Consider the following 18,336-nt stretch of genomic DNA (forward strand, 5'->3'; position numbering starts at 1 on the left):
CACCCCAACACCGAGTTGGGCAAGAATAAAATAAGGCACTGTGCGGGGCTGAGCCCCGCATTTTTATACCCTTTTGCAGAAAAGTGTCCAATTTGGACACGGAAAGGAGAGGGGATGGCAAAACGAAGAAAAGTCATCCGGGCGGGGCGGCTGGTGTACGCAGCGGTGTATTCGACCGTGCACCCATCAGACAGCCCGGAAGCCAGGGCAGCCAAGACCAAGTGCTCGACGGCTGCGCGCCAGCGAATGAACATGAAATACGCCTGGCAGAAGCTCGAACTGCTGCTGGCGTCGAACTTCACGCCGCGCGATCTGGTGGTCACGCTGACCTATGACGACGATCATCTGCCGGATGACCGGGACGGCGCGGTGGATAAGATCAAGCGGTTCTGGGTGCAGCTGCGCAAGGCTCGCCGCCTGGCCGGTCAATCCCTGCGCTATGTCTATGTGACCGAGGGCGTGCACGGCGACAAGCGATTGCATCACCATGTCGTGATCGACGGCACGGGCGGGGACTTGGAAACCCTGCAAAGCCTGTGGCCGCACGGCGAGGTGCACATTGAGTATGTGGACGCCTACGGCTATGAGGCGCTGGCCAAGTACCTGACCAAGGAGCCGCGCGAGCACGGCTCACCGAACGGCCTGCGCAGCTGGACGCCCAGCCGGGGACTCAAAAAACCCGAACGGGAAAGCGGCTGGGTGCCGGATGACGTGACGCTGTGCGCACCGCCGGGCGCGACCGTGCTCGACAGCGACAGCATGGTCAATCAGTGGGGCGAGGTCAAGTACCTCAAGTACCTGCTGCCGGACAGACGGCCGGAACGCAAGACACGCCCAAGACGGTCGAAACCGAGGAAAACAGCATAAGGTCTTATATTTTTCGGGCTTGAAACCCAGTATATCTTATGGAACACAATGGAGAATGCGTGCGCGGGCGCTTTACGAGGAGGGCGAGAGCGTGTATAATAGAGACAAGAGAATAAGGACTGACGAAAACGGAAAGGTCTGGATCTGCTGCCCGAAGTGCGGCAAGAAGTTCATGCCAGTCCGACCGGGCACGCGGCTGATTGAATTCCCGCTGCTGTGTCGTCAGTGTAAGCAAGAGTCCGTCATCGACTATGATGGCGTGAGCCTGAGCCAGAGAGCCTGAGCCGACTAACGAGAGATGCACCAAGTGTGCGTCTGCGTTGGTTGGCTCTTTTTGTTTGCCCAAAAACGAGGAGGTGGGTCGAAATGGCCGAATGGAAAAGCCTAGATGTCCTGATCTGTGAATACACCGAGGCTCAGCGCCGCTTGGAAGAGGCGATCGGGCGCAACCGTGCGCAGGCGGCCGAGAGCCGCAACATCGTCCAGCGTATGCGACTTGACCGTGCGTGCGAGGTCATGCGGCTGGAACTTGCCAGCCTGACCCGTCGCATCATCGAGATGCAGCAGATTATCCGCGAGCGCGGCAGCCATAAGCATGGCGCGGTCTGGCCGGACTGTGACTGTCCGGGCGGCAAGGGGGCGCGGCATGGCGAGTAAACCGCTCAGACCCTGCCGTGCACCGGGATGCGCCAACCTGACGCGCGAGGGCTACTGCGACCAGCACCGCGGCCTTGCCAAAGCACGCCGGACGAGTGCCGCATGGCACGACTGGTACAAGTTGCGGGTCTGGACACGCCAGCTGCGGCCGCAGCAGCTCTTACGCGAGCCATTCTGCCGGGTGTGCGCTGCCCAGGGCAAGCGCGAGCGTGCGACCGAGGTCGATCACATCACGCCGCACCGCGGGCGCTGGTCGCTGTTTGTAGACCCTGCCAACCTGCAAAGCCTGTGTCACACCTGCCACAGCGCGAAAACCATGCGTGAACTCAACGCATCCATGCAGGAAAACGGCTGACGCTGGCTACGTCACGCGCGACGCCTGCGCACGCGGCCGACCTGCGCCTGTGCGCGGGCGGTCTCTCAGGGAGTAGCCCGGGGTCAAAAAAGTTTTACTTGGGAAAAATGGACAGAACCGCGTGGCCTTCTTCCCCTCGAAAATATCCCGCATCAAGCAACCCAAAGGAGGTGAACGCAGATGCCGACACCGGTGAGCCGCACCGAGAACATGACGCGGCACATGACAAACGAAGAGCGCGAAGCGCGGCTGGAAGCCGAGCAGAGTATCCAGCGCGACGAAGTGACCCTGACCTGTCCAAAGTTCGTGTCCGATACGACGGCGAAGAAGTTCTGGAATCAGACCATCGAGCGCATGGAGGGCATCGAGCTGCTGGACGATCTGGACAGCGAGGTGTTGGGCCTGTACTGCGTGCAGCTGTCGCGCCGCAACGAGCTGGAGCGGCTGCGCAAGAGCGCGGTCAGAGCCTACAACAAAGCGGTCAAGGCGGACGACAAGCACGCGTCCGACTTTCTCGACCAGGCGGCAAGCCTGGCAAAAACGATTGCGACGCTCGAGCGCCAAATCCTGCAATACGCCGACAAGCTGGGTCTGACCCCGTCCGGCCGGTTCCGTATTGCGCGCCGCCGGGCAGAGAACCAGATTGCCGACCCGGACGAGGATTTGTTCGGATGAGGGCGCGGTGCTGGCGGGATTGCCCGTTTATGAATGAAATGGGGGCGTGCGCCCTAACCCTGCGCCGTGCCACGGCTGCAAAGGTGTGTCCCCAGCGCAAAGCCGCAAAAGCGGTGTCCAAATTGGACACAAGGAGGAAACCATGGAACACAAAACCCACTTTGTTGTAGAGACCCTGCCCGATACCTGCCGCGCGTGCGACATGCCCGACCCCTACGGCCTGCGCTGCACGCTGACCGGTCAGCCCGCAAGCGGTGTTACGCGCCCGGCGCACTGTCCGCTCGAGTGCCTTGCTGACCTCATCCGGGGGAGGGATGCCCCGTGAGAAAATCGACCGGCCTGCACCATGCGTGCGCGGTCTATGCCAAGCAGGTGACGCAGGGCAAACTGCGGCAATCGTGCTGCAAATGGGAGATTTTAGCCTGCCAGCGCCATCTGGATGACCTCAAACGACAGGGCACCGATGATTTCCCGTGGATTTTTGACGAGACCCGTGCCGACCGCATTGTGCGCTGGTTCCTTAAGTGCCCGCAGGTGCGCGGCCCGCTGGCCGGTCAGCCCATCCGGCTGTTGGACTGGCAGGTGTTTGACCTGGGCGTGACCTACGGCTGGGTGCATCGTGACACCGGTGTGCGGCGCTTCAACCGCACCTACAACAAGCGCGGGCGCGGCAACGTCAAGAGCACGGAAAAATCCGGTCAATGCCTGTATCACATGTGCGCCGACGTGCTGTACCCACCCTATCAGCCCGAACTTGCCGAATTTGAGATGGAACCCGAGGTCGAGTGCGCGGCGGTAGACCGCGAGCAGGCCAAGCGCGTCTATGGCGACGCCAAAAAGATCGGGGCAAAGTCTCCCTCTATCGCAAAGCGCATGGTCATCAAGAAAACCATCGCCTACCACCGCACGCGCGGCGGCCTGATGCGTCCGCTGTCCAAGGACACAAAAAACAAGGACTCGGGCGCACCGTCCTACTTCGTCGTGGACGAGTACCACGCGCACGAGACCTCAGAGATCTATGATCTGGGCTTTAACTCGTTCGGTAAGCGCCGTCAGCCGCTTCTGGACGTCATCACGACGGCGGGCGACGACGCGGCGCACAAGCCGTGCTACAAGGAAGAGGAATACTGCAAGCGTGTGCTGCAAGAACCCGAAACGCAGGACAAGGAGCAGCGGTATTTCATTATGATCCGCGAGATCGACGACGGCGACAACCCGCACGATAAGCGCTGCTGGGTCAAGGCAAACCCCATTTTGCGAGGGGCTGACCTGTACGCCGAGACGCTGCGCAGCCAGATCGAGAGCGAGTATGTGACCGCCTACGAGTCGGGCGACCCGGAGAAAATCCGCAAGTTTCTGACCCGCCGCATGTGCCGCTGGCAGGCGGCGAGCGTCAACCGATACTTTGACGAACGGCTTTTGACCTTGGCGCGGGCGGCGATGGTGCCGCGGGCGGAATTTGCCAAACTGACCGACGGCAAGCCCTGCCACTGTGGTTATGACCTCGGCAAGCGGGTCGATCTGACCGGCGCGGGTGCGGTGTGGGCGCTGCCAGACGGACGGTTTGCGGTCAAGATGCAGGGATTCCTGCCAGAAAATCGGGCATCCTGGCACGAAAAGACCGACCGCGTGCAATATCTGTCGTGGGCAGAGAATGGATATGTCACGCTCACGCCGGGCGACGTGACCGACAACAGCTATGTGAACAACTGGATTTGCGAGGGCGAGCGGGAACATGGCTGGCAGGTTGAGGAGATCGACTACGACGGCCACAACGCGACCGACCTTGCCATCCAGATGCGCGAGGAGCGCGGCGAGGACAAGGTGGTCGAGATTGCGCAGACCTGCGCCGGACTCAACCAGGCAACCAAGCGCTTCCGTGAATTGCTCTTGCAAGGCAAGCTGGTCATCGAGTACAGCCCGCTGGCGCTATGGTGTATGAGCAACGCCATCGAGGTGGTCAACAACTTCGGAGACATCAAGCTCAGCAAGCGCCACAAGGACGACTCGGAACGCATCGACCCGCTGGCGGCCACGCTCAACGCGTTGGCGCGGCTGCTCGTGCGCATCGACCAGCCCAAGAAACGCACACTCGCCGAGAAAATCGCGGCTGGCGACTTCGGCATGTGAGAAAGGAGACAACATGCGCAAACTTTGGGGATTTGCCTCGGATGCCTGCATCGTGGCGGGGGCGCTGTGCATCCAGCACGCGGCCTTTTTGATCGCGCCCGCGCTGGGCTTCGCCGTGATCGGCGGCATGTTCTGGCTGGCAGGCTGGCTGTTCGCCGCCAAACCACCGGATGACGACAAAGGGAGGGATGCACCTTGATTGTAGATACCCTGTTCCGCCGGGCGCGGAACGCAGGCGCACCGGTGAGTGACCCGGTGCTGACGATGGCCGACCCGACCGGCTGGGGCGTGAATCTCGTGGGCGGTACACCGTCGCCCGACAGTGCGCTCAAGCTCAGCGCGGTGTTCCGTGCGGTGGACGGTATATCCAATTCAGTCGCCAAGCTGCCGCTCTACCTCATGGACGGTGTGACACGCGAGCGGGTGACCGATCACCCGGTTTTGCCGCTGCTGACCATTCGGCCCAATGAGCTGATGACGGCGGCAACCTTCAAGAAAATGCTGGAAACCGAGCGGCTGCTGACCGGCAACGGCTACGCCTATATCGTGCGCGACTCGGTGACGCTCGAGCCGGTGGAACTCATTCCGCTGCAAAATGAGCTGGTGAATCCGTGGCTGGACAGCGCGGGTGCGCTGTGGTACATGGTGCGTATGCCGCGCACCGGACGGGTGTACAAGCTGCCGCCCGCCGATGTGCTGCACTTCAAGGGCTTTTCGCGGGATGGCATCGAGGGCATTTCGGTCTTGCGGTACGCCGCCGAGGTCATCCTGACCGGACGGCAGGCGCAGCAGTACGAGATGAACTACTACGCCAAGGGCACGCAGGTGCCCGGCGTGCTCACGACCGAGACCGACCTGTCAAAGCCGAACCGTGATGCCATCCGGGAAGAGTGGGAGCGCATTCACAGCGGCGCGGACAACGCCTTTCGCGTGGCTGTGCTCGACCTGGGCACCAAGTATCAGCCCATCGGCATCACCAACAAGGACAGCCAGTTCATCGAGTCCAAGGGGGTCACGGTCGAGGACATCAGCCGGTTTTTCGCCATGCCGCTGTACAAGCTCAATGCCGGAAAACAGTCGTATTCATCGAATGAACAGAACGCCATCGAGTATGTAAACGACACCCTGATGCCGGTCTTGACCCAGTATGAGCAGGAATACACCTACAAGCTGCTGTTTGAGAGCGAACGGCGGCAAAACCTGCGCATCCGGGTCAATCAGAACGCCGAACTGCGCGGAGACTTGGCAGCCCGAGCCAACTGGTACAAGGTCATGCGCGAGATCGGCCCGTATTCGGTCAACGATGTGCGCGCGCTGGAGGATCTGCCCGACGTACCGGGCGGCGACACCCGCAATGCGTCGCTCAATTATATCCCACTCGAACGGTTCGACGAGTTATCCGTGGCACGAAACAAGGGAGGTGAGAAAACGTGAGAGTATCCGTAAACGGCATGATCGCGTCGGACGAGGACGCGGGCATCGTGCGCTTTTTCGGTCTGGACAAGGTGTTCCGCATGGTGTGCCCGCAGGACATCCGGGACGCGATCGCAAACACCCCGCCGGGGGACACGCTGACGCTGGAAATCAACTCAGGCGGCGGCAGCCTGTACGCCGGGTTTGAGATGTACAGCCTGCTCGTGGCCGCTGAGGTGCCCACCCGCGCCGAGGTGCAGAGTCTTGCCGGGTCGGCGGCATCCATCCTGCTGGCAGGCGTGCAGACCGCCTGCTGCACGCCGGTCGGACAGGTGATGATTCATCTGCCCAGCACGGTGACCGAGGGCAACGAGGTTGCCCACCGCGAAAGTCTGGGTATGCTGCAAGCCGCGACCGAGAGCATCATCAACGCCTACGCCGCCAAGTGCGGGGGCAGAATCACCCGCGCTGCGCTCAAAGCCAAGATGAAGGCCGAGACCTTTCTGACCGCCGACGAGGCCAAGGAAATGGGCCTCATCGACCAGATCATCGGGCAGAACAGCCCGATCACACCCGCGCAGGTCATGAACTGCATGGGCGGCGGTCTGATGAATGGCGGTCTGCCCGACATGGACAAGCTGCGCGAGGCTTACGCCAAGGCGCACACCCAGTCGGAACCCACACCGGACGAAACACACACGCGCGCCGAGGCCCAGCTTGCGTTGGAGCTTACGCGCATTATCTGACAACAAGGAGGAACACCCCTTATGGCAAACTTACACCAGAAACTGTACGACTTAAAGCACGAGCGTGCGGGCTTTCTGAAGAACGCACAGGACGCGCTGGGTCGCGATGATATGAACGCCTACAAGACCGCCATGGATCAGGCCGCGGCGCTGGTTGACCAGATCGACGCGCAGCAGGCGCTCATCAACGAGATGGCGCGATACCAGGACGGCGAGTCGCAGGGCGGCATCCAGCCCCAGCAGCGCGACCAGCTGCCGAAGTCCGTGACCGACATGCTGGCCTCGCGTGAGTATGCCCGCACCTTCTGCATGGCAATGCGTCTGGGTCTGAACCCGATTGTGAACCGCGGCGATGAGCGCATTTCCATGCTGATGAACGCCTTGCAGGAGACCGGCGGCAGTCCGGAGGGCGCAGACGGCGGCTTCCTGGTGCCGGCCGATATGCAGACCCGAATCCACGAGGTGCGCCGTCAGCAGGTCGCGCTTGCCGATTACTTCACCACCGAGGTGACGAACAGCCGCACCGGCTTCCGCGTCTACGACACCACGCCGACCAAGGGCTTTACCAAGGTTGCCGAGATGGGCAACATCGGAAAGGACGACCAGCCCAAGTTCCAGCGCGTCGATTTTACCGTCGAGGACTACGCGCTCATCGTGCCGCTGTCCAATGACCTGCTGGCCGACGAGACCGCGGGTCTGATGATGTATCTGGCGAATTGGATGGGCCGCAAGGCGGTTCTGACCGAGAATATTAACCTGCTTGCGCTGCTGGCTGCGCTGTCCGCGACCGACATCCCGGCAGGCGAGGAAATGAAGGGCCTTAAAACGGCGCTCAATACCGGCCTTGACCCGGCAATCTCGCAGACTTCGGTCATGGTCACCAACCAGTCGGGCTATAACGTGCTCGACAACATCACCGACAAGAATGGCCGCTACCTGCTCCAGCCTGACCCGACCCAGCCTAAGCGCATGCTGTTCGGCGGCCGCCCGGTCGTTGCCCTGTCCGACTCGCTGCTGGCAAACGACAGCGAAAAGGCGCCGGTCTACATCGGTGACCTCTCGCAGTACGGCACGCTCATTCGCCGCCAGAACATGGAGCTTGCCACCACCAACATCGGCGGCAGCGCGTGGGGCACCAACTCGACCGAGGCGCGCGCCATCATGCGCATGGACGAGATCAAGACCGACGGCGCGGCGGCGCTCAAGCGCACACTGTCCCTGACCGGTGCGGGCGCATGATCTGTGCGCTCGCGGACGTCAAGGCGTACATGCAGGTGACGGATGACGGGGATGACGCACTCATTACGACGCTGATCGAGGCGGCCGAGGGCTATCTGGCCGACGCGGGCATCCATCCGGGCGAACCGGTAGACGCACGCTATGCGCTCGCAGTGTCCGCGCTGACCCTGCACTGGTATGACAACCGGCAGGCGGTAGATACAAACCTCACCGATCTGCCGCTCGGCCTGCGTCAGGTCATAAACCAGCTCAAAGCCAAGGGGGTGAGAGGAAGTGAAGCATAACGCCGGAATCTTACGCGAGCGGGTGCATTTGCTGACTCTCAGTGAGCAGCCGGACGGCTGTGCCTGGCAAAAGACCGCTGCCTTTCGGGCGGCGGTCAGCTATCCCAAGGGCAGCAACCTGTTTTCCAAGGTTGGCATCGGCGTGCGGTCGGTGCAGCTCAAACTGCGCCGACGCGATGACCTGACCCTGCACCATGCCATGCTGCTGGACGGTCAGCACCTGTTTTTGACCAAGATCGATCTGGATACCGACCGGCTGTATCAGACGGTCGAGGCGGCAGCCATCACACCGGTTCTGTGCGCGGTCAGCCGCAAGGAGGTCACGACCGACGCACGCCATAACCGTCCGACCCTGACCGAGACCAAAGTTTACACGTTCCCGGCCTGCATGACCGAAAAATACCTGAAATTTGACAGCCTGACCCCGCAGGACGTGACCGAGACCACCTATGTGCTGGTCACGCCCAAGGCGGTGGCGCTGCGCATGGGTGAGGTCGTGACGATCGGGGAGGACGCCTTTTGTGTCCAAATTGGACACACGTTAGACCCATACAAGAACGAGTACGAAGTGATGCGCAAGGAGGATGCGTAATGCAGGAAATCAGCCGCGACCTGCGGCGCTTGTCCGAGCGCATGCAGCAGATTGTCCGGGATGCACCCGACCAGCAGCGTGCGCTGCATGAGCGTCTGGGTGAGACTTTGCTGGACGATGTGCGCCATCGCGCACCGATCAGCGTCAAAGGTCACGATCTAGGCCATGGTGAATACCACGAGCGCGGCACGCTGCGCCGGTGGCAGACCAAGTACATCGGCTCGAAGGGCGGCTATGCGGCCATCCGTGCGGCTGAGACACCCAAAGGCGTGAACGGTGCGGGCGCCATTACCAACTACGTCGAGAATGGTCATCGCGTTGGACGCGCTGGGTATGGTGTGAGCGCTCGTACACGTCGGCGCAGGCGGCAGTACGGTATGATTCCGCCTTTATCCTTTGTCAATGGCCGTGGATTCTACCACAAAGCACACGCGGCGGCCGCTCGCCTGTTGACCCAAGCCGCCGAGCGATGGGCGGACGAGATCGCGAGGGAGCTGAGCGAATGACCACACAGAAAGACATCATGGACGCGCTCAACGACCTGACTGCCCAGTGCTTCCCCGGACGCACGACCTACCGCGACGCGTGGCCCGAACAGTTCACGCGTCCAAGCCTGTTTTTGGTGGCCGAACCACGGGAGGAGATCGGCGGCAACCGGTATACGGTGGAACTCAAGCAGGTATTCGGTGTGCAGATCAACGACGCAGTCGATGACCACTACGAGGCCGACACCGACCGGCTGAGCGAGGAGACCGACCGCCTGATGGAAGAACTCAGTCTGGGCGTGCTGCCGGTGGGTGACCGTGCGCTGCACATCGACAAGCTGGCAAGTGAGCGCGTCGAGGCTGCGTCTGTGATCAAGGTGACGCTGCACTGGTTCGATGACCGCCCGCAGCGCAAGACCGAGCAGCCGCCTGCGGCAAAGGGTCTGGACATCGTCACACAAGTAAGAAATAACGGAGGAGGAACCGCATGAAATTACCCTCGATTACCATTGCATTTCAGACCGCGGGCATCGCGGCTATTGAGCGCTCGCAGAAGGGCACGGTCGCACTTTTGCTGCGCGGCAGCGAGGAAGCTGCCAAGACTTACACGATCTATGACGCGACCGACATCCCGGAGGGTCTGAGCGCGGACAACAAGGCTTACATCAGCCGTGCGCTGATCGGCTACACCAAACCGCCCCAGAAGGTGCTGGTGCGCGTGGGCGCATCCACCGAGGACGATCTGACCGAGGGTCTTGCCTACCTTGCCACACAGAAGTTTGACTATATGGCAGGCCCGCCGGACACCTCGAGCGAGGAAGCGCAGGCGGTGGCGACCTGGATTAAAAACCAGCGCGACAACAACCACGCGATCTATAAGGCCGTCCTGCCCGATACCGGGGCCGATCACGAGTGCATCATCAACATGACCACCGACGACTGTGACCTGGGCGACGACGCACACACCAAGCTGAACGCCGCGCAGATGTGCAGCCGTATTGCAGGTCTGATCGCGGGTACGCCCATGAAGATCTCGTGTACCTATGCCCCGCTGCCCGAGCTTGCCGACTGCGCACGCCTGACCCGTGAGGAGGGCGACGCGGCCATTGCGGCGGGCAAGTTCATCCTGATTCACGACGGGCAGAAGGTCAAGGTTGGCCGCGGCATCAACTCGTTTGTCACCACCATCGACGGCAAGGGCACGGCGTTTCAGAAGATCAAGATCGTCGAGTGCATGCACATGATGGAGCAGGACATCCGCCAGACGGCAGAGGACAGCTACATCGGCAAGTACCCGAACAGCTACGACAACAAGTGCCTGCTGATGACCGCCATCGATGGCTATCTGGAGCAGCTCTATAATGACGACCTGATCGCCGAGGGCTGGACGGTCGAGATCAATCTGGAAAAGACCCGCGCCTACCTCAAGAGCATCGGCGTGGACGTGTCCGCCATGATCGACGATGAAATTCGCCGCGCGGACACCGGCGACAAGGTGTTCATCAAGATTTCGGTCACCATCCTGGACGCCATCGAGGAGATCGACATCGAGGCCAACATTTAAGGAGGATAACATGGATTCTGCAAAGAGAGTCATTTCTGGTACCTGGGGTGAGGTGTGGATTGACGGCGAGCTGGTCGCCGAGTGCACCGCCTGTCAGGCCAAATATACCTACAACAAGGAGACCGTGCCCATGTGCGGGCAGATGGCCAACGACAAGAAGGTGGTCAGCGTAGACGGCACCGGCTCGATCACGCTCAACAAGGTATACAGCCGTATGAGCGAAAAAAGCGACATGATCCTGCAGGGCCGTGACGTGCGCTCGACCATCATCACCAAGCTGGCCGACCCGGACGCCTACGGTGCCGAGCGTGTGGCCATCTATAACGTGTCCTGGGACGACCAGACGCTTGCCGACTGGTCTCAGGGCAAGCTGGGCACGACCACCCATCCGTTCACGTTCACCCGTCACAAGTTCCTTGACAAGATCGACCCCGCATAAAGGAGGATTTTATTTATGTCTACCACCATTGAGACCCTGCTGGCACTGACCCTGCCCGAGCCCAAGACCGAAACGGTCACCATCCCGCGCCTCGTGATGCCGGACGGCAAGCCGCTCACGCTCGAGCTGCGTCAGCTCACCTTTAACCAGGTTGCAGACCTTCGCGCACGCAACCGGGATTTTGCTGTACATACCGTGCTTGCAGGCGTGAAGGCGCCCAACCTGCGCGACCGGTCGCTGCGCGAGCATTTTGACGCTGAGACCCCGGCAGAACTGGTCAAAAAGCTGTTTTCGGCGGGCGAGATCGAGGAGCTGAGCATGCGCATTTCCACGCTGTCGGGTTACCATCGTAAGACGGTCGAGCTTGTCGAGGACGTACAAAAAAACTGACCACGGACGGCGACGCAGACCTGATGTATTATCTGTTTAAGCATCATCACGTGCTGCCGTCCGAATTCCAGACCATCCCGCGGGGCGAGCGCATCGTCCTGCGGGCGATGGCCTTGCAAGAGATCGAGGACAGAAAGGGGTGAGGACGGATGCCAGATGTTAGCATTATGGTGTCGGCGCAGGACAATTTCTCGACCGCCATCAACCGGATGCAGCAGGCGGTCAAGCCGTTTACACGCGACGTGGACGGTTTGCAGCAGACACTCGATCAGCTGAACGCCAACCGAGTCAGCCTGCAAGTCGACGTAACGGACGCCAGCCGCGCACTCAAGACCGCCCAGCGCGAGTACCAGAACCTTGCAAAAGAGGCGCAGCGTGCCCAGGACGCCATGGATAACGCTGCGACGCCGGAGGAGAGAAACACCGCTGCCCAGCGGCTGACCGAACTGAATACCGCTCTGGGACAGTCCCAGACGCGCGTGCAGTCGGCGCAGATGCAGTATAACCAGCTGCGCGACAATCTGGGCGCGGTATCCCGTCAGGCGCAGCGCACCCAGCGCGACATTGAGAACCTGTCCCGCGGGGAGGAAAACCGTAACCGCTTGAACCAGCAGCAACAGCAAGACCAAGACCCGGCACAGCCTAGCCGTTGGCAGACCCTCCAGCAGGGCTTTAACCGGCTGGCCGAAGCCGGGGCCGTGCAGATGGTAGGCGACGCCGTGACCGACATTGCAAACACTTTTGTGTCCTCGGCCTACGGCACGACCGGCAGCACGTTGTTTTCCTCGACACTGAGCGGCGCGACCTCGGGCGCTGCCATCGGTACGGCGATCGCGCCCGGTGTGGGCACGGCGGTCGGCGCGCTGGCAGGCGGTGTGATCGGTCTGGCACAGGGTGGCACGCAGGTGTACGAGCAGAAGGACGAGGCCTTTAAGTCCTACGTGCAGGAGTCCACCGAGAATGCCCTGGCAAAACAGACGGAAATGCTCAGTACAGGCTCGGCCATCGCCGCCCAGCGTGAGACCGACCAGATTTCTTTCAATACGCTGTTCGGTTCGGAGGATATTGCCAGTAAGTTTCTGTCCGATCTGCGCACGGTCGCTGCTCGAACCCCGTTCGAGTATAACGACCTGACCGGCATGTCCAAGATTCTGAACACCTACGGTTACGATGAGAACCATATCCTGCCGACGTTGGAAATCGTCGGCGATGCAGGCGCGGCACTCGGTATGGCTGCCCAGGACATGAACGAGGTATCCACCGCGATCGGTCGCATGAACGCGACCGGCAAGACCTCACTCGAGTACATCAATCCCTTACAGGAACGTGGCATTGACGCCGTCGGCGCACTGGCGGAAAACTATGGTGTATCCAAGGGTGACATCTATGAAATGATCTCGGACGGCGAGATCGCGGGCGAGGAAGCCGCGCGCGTGATTTTGCGATCGATGGCAGACAGCTTTGCAGGCGCGATGCAGAACCAGAGTCAAACCATGAGCGGCTTGCAGTCCACGCTGGAGGACGCTCAAGCTGAGCTGATGAACGCTGCTGGTGCGGCATACAATGAGAACCGCAAAGAGGACCTGCAAGCACAGATTGACTTTCTGGGCGGCGAGACCGGCGTGGAAATGCAGGAAGCTTATGCACTCATGGGAGAATGGCAGGCTGAGCTAGAGAACACAAAGAACGAAATCTACCGAGAGACCATGACCGGCGTGATGGAAGGTGTCATTCCGGACTTTGATAATCCTGAGCTGGAAGCCCAGATACAGGATATGGCAAACCGCTATGCCGAATTGTCTGCACAGGCAGAGAGCGGAAACGAAGAAGAACGCCGAGAAGCCCGCGCGCAGATGGGCGCATTGCTGGCCGAAGCCGAAGTGCTGGCGCAGAATGTCTACATGGAGTCCGAGGGTAAGGATTTGTCTATCGCGGCCGAGTTGGGACTGATTGAAAATGTGCAGGCTTCTTCGACAGGAGCATGGGAGAATGCTGGTTGGCAGAGCGGACAGGCATATACACGAGGACTTGCCTCGGCTATTCGGCAATTTTCACCTTCAACGGAGGATACAACGCCAACTTTAACGCAGTCAGGCTCAACAGGTGGCGGTACGCTGGGAGGTGGATATATTTCCTCGCGCGGTACTTCTACCGGTAGCAGTAACGCCTTTGGTCTGAATCGCGTCCCTTACGACGATTATCCGGCGCTTCTGCACGAGGGTGAGCGCGTACTGACCGCCAGTCAGGCGCGGGAACAGGATGCCGCAAAGGCCCCTGCGTCCGGTGGCCAAATTGTCATCACTGGCAACTCGTTTTCGGTGCGCGACGATTCAGATATCCAGAAGATTGCAGCCGAGCTTTTGCACCAGATTCGTCTGGCGCAGATCACGCGCAAGCCGTAAGGAGGTGGGCAGTTGCTGCGCAAATTCATCTTTCACGATGTGGCGAGCGGGCAGGAAATCATTCTGCCCGTCACCCCATCGAGCTACCAGGTCGAGACCGGCCAGGGCGTGCAGGTGGTCAACCTCACCCAGTTCGGTGACTACGCGCTGGCGGGTTTCCCGTCCATCTACGCGTTTACGCTCGAGTGCATGTTCCCGGCGCAAAAGTATCCCTTTCTGACCCCGGGCGCACAGCCGCAGCCGAACACCTATATTACCTTTTTCGAGCGGGCGGCAAACGAAAAGCTGGTGCTGCGCTTTGTAGTATCGGACACGCTGGTGTCGCGTGAGGTGCTGGTCGAGTACATCCGCTACGGCGAGCAGGACGGCACAAATGACGTGTACGCCGTGCTCTCGCTCATGCCTTATCGCCGCTTGCAGCTGACCTCGTCCACGTCCATCCGCATCGACGAGGAAGTACAGGGCGCAGCGCGTACCGGGGACGCACCCACGGTCACCCAGCAGTCGTACACCATCCAGTCGGGGGATACCCTGTGGGGCATCTGCCGTAAGTTCTACGGCGACGGTACGCTGGCCTACAAGCTGGCAGACTACAACGGCATCAAAAACGCCAATCTGATCTACGACGGCGACACGCTCAAACTGCCCGAAAAGTCTCTTTTGACGGGAGGTTGACCGGATGCAGCTGACCATGCAAAACGACGACGGCACCTATGACATCACGAACATGGTGCAGTCCATGACCTTATCGGGCGATCTTGACAGCTGCTGCCGCACGCTGGAGTTTTACACCATCGCGTCGCCAAATGACCCGAATTTGCCCTATGTGTTCATCCCGGTGGGCGGTGTCCTTGACCTGTACGAGCAGGACCAGCACATTTTTCACGGACTGGTCGAAGAAAAGTCCAAGGCGACCGATGACACCGCCATGCGCGTGACCGCCTTTGACTTCGGCTTGTTCCTCAAGGAAAACGAAGCCACTTACCGCTTTGACGGCGAGACCGCCGACGCGATCACGACCACTGTGTGCACCCGGTTCGGCGTGCCCATCTGGTCGCTGGCCGCGCCCGGTGTGCCTATCCGCCGCCGGTTCAACAGCCAGCCCATCTACAAGATCATCGACACGGCCTACACGCTGTCGAGCGAGCAGACCGGCAAAAAGTACGTGCAGCGCTTTCGCGGCGCTGCCTTGCAGATCGTCGAGCGCAAGGAAACTGCCGACATTCTGGTCAGACCGGGTCTGAACCTCAAGCGTGCGGAATATGGCCAGAGCGCCGAGGGCATGGTAAATCATGTCGCCATCATCGACGAGGACGGCAAGACGGTCGATCTGGTGCAGGATTTGGACGCGGTACACCAGTACGGCATGCGTCACCGTGAGGTCAGGCAGGAAAAGGACAGGGATGCAAAGAGTGAAGCCGAAGCGCTGCTCAAAGACAACGCCCTGCAAAACACCTGCTCGGTCACCATTCTGGGCGACGCACGGCTGATGACCGGCGACACCATCATGCTGCAAGAGCCGTACACCGGCCAGTTCGGCGTATTCTGGGTGGACGGCGACACGCACACTTGGAGCAAGGGCACTTACGAGACCAAGCTGACGCTGTCCTATCAGGCTGAGATGCGCGAGGGCGACGCGGGCGAAGAAGAGGAGGAAGACGACGATGGATAACACATACAGCGGTCTTGCAGCCGCTATGAACCCCAGAGCCGACCCGACAGACGGGTTTGCAATCGGTTTTGTGACCGCACTCGCGCCGCTGACCGTGCAGATGGGCGATCAGACCTATTACGGGGACGAGATCACGGTCGCGCGGCAGCTGATCGAGCGCACCGAGGAAGTGACGCCGGTTTCGTGGCAGACCAGTCCCCAGACCTGCACGGCAAGTCACGCGCACGACATTCCGCAGAATCGGGTGCAGCTCATCATCCATAGCCCGCTGCGCACCGGTCAGCGCGTACTGATTCTGCCCAAGGCTGACCAGCAGAGCATTTACCTCGTGGATATTCTGCCGTAAGGAGGGACACATGGCACAGATTTTTCCCTTTTTAGACCCGCAGGCGGTGACTGTGCCCGTCCGGACGCTGCCGGTTGCGCGGGAAATCAAATGGGACTTTGTCCGCGACCGTCCGGTGTATCGGGGCGGTCAGCCGGTCTTTGTCGAGCGTGCCGAAGCGGTCGCCGTGTGGGCGTGGAACGCGCTGCATACCGAGCGCTGGCGCTGGCCGCTGTTTACCGGGAATTACGGCAGCGAGATCGACAGCCTGATCGGCCAGACGTGGTCGGAGGACTACAAACGCGCCGAGGTGCGGCGGTATGTGACCGAGTGCCTGATGGCGTCGCCCTACGTCAAGCGGCTGGATAATATGACGGTCGACTTTTACGCGGGCAAACTCACGGTCAAATTTGACCTTGTGAGCATCTACGGCATGGTACAGATGGAGGTGAGCGACCTTGTATGAGGATATGACGCCCGAGCGCATCCAAAAACAGATCAGAGAGCGCACGGACGCCGATTTTTTGACCGGTGAGGGCAGTTATTTCGAGCTGCACACCAAGCCGGTCGCCTATGTGCTCAGCGAGTTCTATCACAAGCTGGACGCACAAATCCCGATCTCGTTTGTAGACGAGACCTCGGGCATTTACATCGACAAGCGTGCGAATGAGTTCGGCATCACGCGCAAACCGGGCTATAAGGCGACGGTCACGCTGACGCTGACCGGTGCGCAGGGGTGTTTTGTCCCGGCGGGCACGCGGTTTACGACCGAGGACGGCCTGCAATTTGAGACGCTGTCCTCGGTGACCATCGGCCTGACCGGTACGGCAGACGTGGCGGCAGCCGCGGTCGAGCTGGGCACGCTGTACAACGTCCCGGCGGAGCGCATTGTCAAACCCGTGCAGCCGGTGTCCAAATTGGACACGGTCACGAACAAACAACCAGCCGAGGGCGGCATGGACGAGGAGACCGACGCGGCGCTGCTCGCCCGGCTGTACGCCCACTGGCGCGAGCCTGCCACCAGCAGCAACCGGTACGACTACGAGCACTGGGCGATGGCGGTCACGGGCATCGGCGCGGCGCGGTGCATTGAGATCTGGGACGGCCCGGGCACGGTCAAGGTCATCGTCGCCAGCATGGAGGTCAAACCCGTGGACGAGGAGCTGGTCGAACGGGTCGCGGCCTACATCGAGGAAAAACGCGCGGTCGGGGCAGAGGTTACGGTCGTGAGTGCTCAGGGTGTGGACATCCGCATTGCCGCCACCGTCCAGCTGACCGAGGGCGCACAGATTGCGTCTGTGCAGCAGAAATTCGAGGCTGCCGTGCAGGATTACATCGCCCAGACCGTCTTTGACAACCCTTTTTTATCCTATAACCGGCTGGCGTTCCTGCTCATGGGCGTGCCCGGCGTGCGCGATTACACCGCGCTGACCCTAAACGGCGGACAGGATAACATTGATTTGCCGCTCGGACAGGTGCCCGTCCTGCAAAGTGTGGAGGTGAGTGCCGGTGTTGGCTGAACTGATTCCCGAACGCCTGCGCAAAATCCCTGAGCTGATGGCCGTCATCGGGGCCGAAGAGCCAGAAACGCAGGCGGCGTATGACGCGACGGTCGATTTTCTGGCACAGCTGAACGTCGATACCGCCACTTGGGGACTGGATCTGTGGGAGTTTGAATACGGCATCCAGACCGATGCAAGTAAGTCGCTGGACGCACGCAGAACCGCACTCAAAGCCAAAATGCGCGGCGCTGCCACCACGACAGCCGCTCAGATTCAGCGTATCGTGAACGCCTACACGGGAAACGACAGCTGCGAGGTGACCGAGTACCCGAGGGAGTATCTGGTGGGCGTGTCGTACACGCTCGACCGGGACAGACAGGATCGCGTGGAAGCCTGCCGCACGTCGCTGCGCGAGGCTTTGCCTGCACACCTGGGACTTGTTCAAGAGGTAAGTGCTCCGACTGAGCGGGCAACCCTGTACCTCGGCGGTGCATTGATGCCGTCGCCTGTGACCACTCAGCTGCCGCAATACCTGCCGACCTATGGCGTTGTCCCGGCCTATCCGGGCGGCGTGATGTGCAGCGTAACAACCCTCAGAC

At 60.8% G+C, this 18,336-nt stretch carries 25 protein-coding genes; all 25 read left to right on the forward strand.

All coding sequences use genetic code 11. The features are described 5' to 3' along the window. Window positions 1-114 precede the first annotated feature (114 nt). Window positions 115-867, forward strand: a complete 753-nt coding sequence (locus B5F17_RS13505; protein WP_087374656.1) for a rolling circle replication-associated protein — start codon at window positions 115-117, stop codon at window positions 865-867. A gap of 91 nt (window positions 868-958) precedes the next feature. Beyond that, window positions 959-1,150: a cysteine-rich KTR domain-containing protein gene (locus B5F17_RS13510; protein WP_242968772.1), complete on the forward strand. Its 192-nt coding sequence runs from the start codon at window positions 959-961 to the stop codon at window positions 1,148-1,150. A gap of 83 nt (window positions 1,151-1,233) precedes the next feature. Then, window positions 1,234-1,524 carry a hypothetical protein gene (locus B5F17_RS13515; RefSeq protein WP_087374660.1) on the forward strand — a complete coding sequence of 97 codons (291 nt, stop codon included), beginning with the start codon at window positions 1,234-1,236 and terminating at the stop codon, window positions 1,522-1,524. Next, window positions 1,514-1,879 (forward strand): HNH endonuclease signature motif containing protein, encoded by a 366-nt coding sequence (locus tag B5F17_RS13520; RefSeq protein WP_087374662.1) that lies wholly within the window; start codon window positions 1,514-1,516, stop codon window positions 1,877-1,879. The genes B5F17_RS13515 and B5F17_RS13520 overlap by 11 nt, the downstream gene beginning before the upstream one ends. 180 nt (window positions 1,880-2,059) lie before the next feature. Then, on the forward strand, window positions 2,060-2,554 hold the full coding sequence (locus tag B5F17_RS13525; RefSeq protein ID WP_087374664.1) for a P27 family phage terminase small subunit: 495 nt from the start codon (window positions 2,060-2,062) through the stop codon (window positions 2,552-2,554). 142 nt (window positions 2,555-2,696) lie between these two features. After that, complete coding sequence (locus tag B5F17_RS13530) at window positions 2,697-2,879, forward strand: hypothetical protein (protein WP_087374665.1); 183 nt, start codon at window positions 2,697-2,699, stop codon at window positions 2,877-2,879. Then, a complete protein-coding gene (locus tag B5F17_RS13535; RefSeq protein ID WP_087374667.1) occupies window positions 2,876-4,684 on the forward strand; it encodes a terminase large subunit in 1,809 nt (602 codons plus the stop codon). Before B5F17_RS13530 ends, B5F17_RS13535 begins: the two co-directional genes overlap by 4 nt. 13 nt (window positions 4,685-4,697) lie before the next feature. Further along, window positions 4,698-4,883 carry a hypothetical protein gene (locus B5F17_RS13540; protein ID WP_087374669.1) on the forward strand — a complete coding sequence of 62 codons (186 nt, stop codon included), beginning with the start codon at window positions 4,698-4,700 and terminating at the stop codon, window positions 4,881-4,883. Further along, a complete protein-coding gene (locus B5F17_RS13545; RefSeq protein WP_087374670.1) occupies window positions 4,880-6,118 on the forward strand; it encodes a phage portal protein in 1,239 nt (412 codons plus the stop codon). Before B5F17_RS13540 ends, B5F17_RS13545 begins: the two co-directional genes overlap by 4 nt. Then, a complete protein-coding gene (locus tag B5F17_RS13550; RefSeq protein WP_087374672.1) occupies window positions 6,115-6,843 on the forward strand; it encodes a Clp protease ClpP in 729 nt (242 codons plus the stop codon). The genes B5F17_RS13545 and B5F17_RS13550 overlap by 4 nt, the downstream gene beginning before the upstream one ends. Window positions 6,844-6,864: 21 nt before the next feature. Next, on the forward strand, window positions 6,865-8,082 hold the full coding sequence (locus B5F17_RS13555; RefSeq protein WP_087374674.1) for a phage major capsid protein: 1,218 nt from the start codon (window positions 6,865-6,867) through the stop codon (window positions 8,080-8,082). Further along, entirely contained in the window at window positions 8,079-8,366 is a 288-nt protein-coding gene (locus B5F17_RS13560; protein ID WP_087374676.1) for a head-tail connector protein, read from the forward strand. The genes B5F17_RS13555 and B5F17_RS13560 overlap by 4 nt, the downstream gene beginning before the upstream one ends. Beyond that, window positions 8,356-8,958 carry a head-tail adaptor protein gene (locus B5F17_RS13565; RefSeq protein WP_087374678.1) on the forward strand — a complete coding sequence of 201 codons (603 nt, stop codon included), beginning with the start codon at window positions 8,356-8,358 and terminating at the stop codon, window positions 8,956-8,958. The genes B5F17_RS13560 and B5F17_RS13565 overlap by 11 nt, the downstream gene beginning before the upstream one ends. Continuing rightward, window positions 8,958-9,464, forward strand: a complete 507-nt coding sequence (locus B5F17_RS13570) for a hypothetical protein (RefSeq protein ID WP_087374680.1) — start codon at window positions 8,958-8,960, stop codon at window positions 9,462-9,464. Before B5F17_RS13565 ends, B5F17_RS13570 begins: the two co-directional genes overlap by 1 nt. Further along, a complete protein-coding gene (locus B5F17_RS13575; RefSeq protein WP_087374682.1) occupies window positions 9,461-9,934 on the forward strand; it encodes a DUF6838 family protein in 474 nt (157 codons plus the stop codon). The genes B5F17_RS13570 and B5F17_RS13575 overlap by 4 nt, the downstream gene beginning before the upstream one ends. Then, window positions 9,931-11,007, forward strand: coding sequence for a phage tail sheath subtilisin-like domain-containing protein (locus tag B5F17_RS13580; protein WP_087374684.1), 1,077 nt, complete (start codon window positions 9,931-9,933; stop codon window positions 11,005-11,007). Before B5F17_RS13575 ends, B5F17_RS13580 begins: the two co-directional genes overlap by 4 nt. Window positions 11,008-11,017: 10 nt before the next feature. Further along, on the forward strand, window positions 11,018-11,446 hold the full coding sequence (locus tag B5F17_RS13585) for a phage tail tube protein (protein ID WP_087374686.1): 429 nt from the start codon (window positions 11,018-11,020) through the stop codon (window positions 11,444-11,446). A 15-nt stretch (window positions 11,447-11,461) separates the two neighbouring features. After that, the gene (locus B5F17_RS13590) at window positions 11,462-11,836 is read left to right on the forward strand and encodes a phage tail assembly chaperone (protein WP_087374688.1); all 375 of its coding nucleotides are present in this window, start codon (window positions 11,462-11,464) and stop codon (window positions 11,834-11,836) included. 149 nt (window positions 11,837-11,985) lie between these two features. Then, entirely contained in the window at window positions 11,986-14,238 is a 2,253-nt protein-coding gene (locus tag B5F17_RS13595) for a tape measure protein (protein ID WP_087374690.1), read from the forward strand. Window positions 14,239-14,250: 12 nt separating this feature from the next. Continuing rightward, the gene (locus tag B5F17_RS13600; protein ID WP_087374692.1) at window positions 14,251-14,913 is read left to right on the forward strand and encodes a LysM peptidoglycan-binding domain-containing protein; all 663 of its coding nucleotides are present in this window, start codon (window positions 14,251-14,253) and stop codon (window positions 14,911-14,913) included. A 4-nt stretch (window positions 14,914-14,917) separates the two neighbouring features. Next, a complete protein-coding gene (locus B5F17_RS13605) occupies window positions 14,918-15,910 on the forward strand; it encodes an XkdQ/YqbQ family protein (RefSeq protein WP_087374694.1) in 993 nt (330 codons plus the stop codon). Next, window positions 15,903-16,256, forward strand: a complete 354-nt coding sequence (locus tag B5F17_RS13610; RefSeq protein WP_087374696.1) for a DUF2577 family protein — start codon at window positions 15,903-15,905, stop codon at window positions 16,254-16,256. Before B5F17_RS13605 ends, B5F17_RS13610 begins: the two co-directional genes overlap by 8 nt. Window positions 16,257-16,266: 10 nt before the next feature. Next, window positions 16,267-16,701, forward strand: a complete 435-nt coding sequence (locus B5F17_RS13615) for a DUF2634 domain-containing protein (protein WP_087374699.1) — start codon at window positions 16,267-16,269, stop codon at window positions 16,699-16,701. Next, on the forward strand, window positions 16,694-17,755 hold the full coding sequence (locus tag B5F17_RS13620) for a baseplate J/gp47 family protein (protein WP_087374701.1): 1,062 nt from the start codon (window positions 16,694-16,696) through the stop codon (window positions 17,753-17,755). Before B5F17_RS13615 ends, B5F17_RS13620 begins: the two co-directional genes overlap by 8 nt. Then, on the forward strand, window positions 17,748-18,336 hold a 589-nt coding region (locus tag B5F17_RS13625; RefSeq protein WP_143287750.1), incomplete at its 3' end, for a putative phage tail protein. The genes B5F17_RS13620 and B5F17_RS13625, both read left to right, overlap by 8 nt.

The sequence above is a fragment of the Butyricicoccus pullicaecorum genome (genome assembly GCF_002160355.1).
Lineage (GTDB): Bacteria > Bacillota > Clostridia > Oscillospirales > Butyricicoccaceae > Butyricicoccus > Butyricicoccus pullicaecorum.

What these genes read in the sequence shown, in the direction of transcription:
- B5F17_RS13505 (WP_087374656.1), top strand. Translation starts at nt 115, where the DNA reads ATGGCAAAACGAAGAAAAGTCATCCGGGCGGGGCGGCTGGTGTACGCA.
- B5F17_RS13515 (WP_087374660.1), top strand. Translation starts at nt 1,234, where the DNA reads ATGGCCGAATGGAAAAGCCTAGATGTCCTGATCTGTGAATACACCGAG.
- B5F17_RS13520 (WP_087374662.1), top strand. Translation starts at nt 1,514, where the DNA reads ATGGCGAGTAAACCGCTCAGACCCTGCCGTGCACCGGGATGCGCCAAC.
- B5F17_RS13525 (WP_087374664.1), top strand. Translation starts at nt 2,060, where the DNA reads ATGCCGACACCGGTGAGCCGCACCGAGAACATGACGCGGCACATGACA.
- B5F17_RS13530 (WP_087374665.1), top strand. Translation starts at nt 2,697, where the DNA reads ATGGAACACAAAACCCACTTTGTTGTAGAGACCCTGCCCGATACCTGC.
- B5F17_RS13540 (WP_087374669.1), top strand. Translation starts at nt 4,698, where the DNA reads ATGCGCAAACTTTGGGGATTTGCCTCGGATGCCTGCATCGTGGCGGGG.
- B5F17_RS13555 (WP_087374674.1), top strand. Translation starts at nt 6,865, where the DNA reads ATGGCAAACTTACACCAGAAACTGTACGACTTAAAGCACGAGCGTGCG.
- B5F17_RS13560 (WP_087374676.1), top strand. Translation starts at nt 8,079, where the DNA reads ATGATCTGTGCGCTCGCGGACGTCAAGGCGTACATGCAGGTGACGGAT.
- B5F17_RS13570 (WP_087374680.1), top strand. Translation starts at nt 8,958, where the DNA reads ATGCAGGAAATCAGCCGCGACCTGCGGCGCTTGTCCGAGCGCATGCAG.
- B5F17_RS13575 (WP_087374682.1), top strand. Translation starts at nt 9,461, where the DNA reads ATGACCACACAGAAAGACATCATGGACGCGCTCAACGACCTGACTGCC.
- B5F17_RS13580 (WP_087374684.1), top strand. Translation starts at nt 9,931, where the DNA reads ATGAAATTACCCTCGATTACCATTGCATTTCAGACCGCGGGCATCGCG.
- B5F17_RS13585 (WP_087374686.1), top strand. Translation starts at nt 11,018, where the DNA reads ATGGATTCTGCAAAGAGAGTCATTTCTGGTACCTGGGGTGAGGTGTGG.
- B5F17_RS13590 (WP_087374688.1), top strand. Translation starts at nt 11,462, where the DNA reads ATGTCTACCACCATTGAGACCCTGCTGGCACTGACCCTGCCCGAGCCC.
- B5F17_RS13595 (WP_087374690.1), top strand. Translation starts at nt 11,986, where the DNA reads ATGCCAGATGTTAGCATTATGGTGTCGGCGCAGGACAATTTCTCGACC.
- B5F17_RS13605 (WP_087374694.1), top strand. Translation starts at nt 14,918, where the DNA reads ATGCAGCTGACCATGCAAAACGACGACGGCACCTATGACATCACGAAC.
- B5F17_RS13610 (WP_087374696.1), top strand. Translation starts at nt 15,903, where the DNA reads ATGGATAACACATACAGCGGTCTTGCAGCCGCTATGAACCCCAGAGCC.
- B5F17_RS13615 (WP_087374699.1), top strand. Translation starts at nt 16,267, where the DNA reads ATGGCACAGATTTTTCCCTTTTTAGACCCGCAGGCGGTGACTGTGCCC.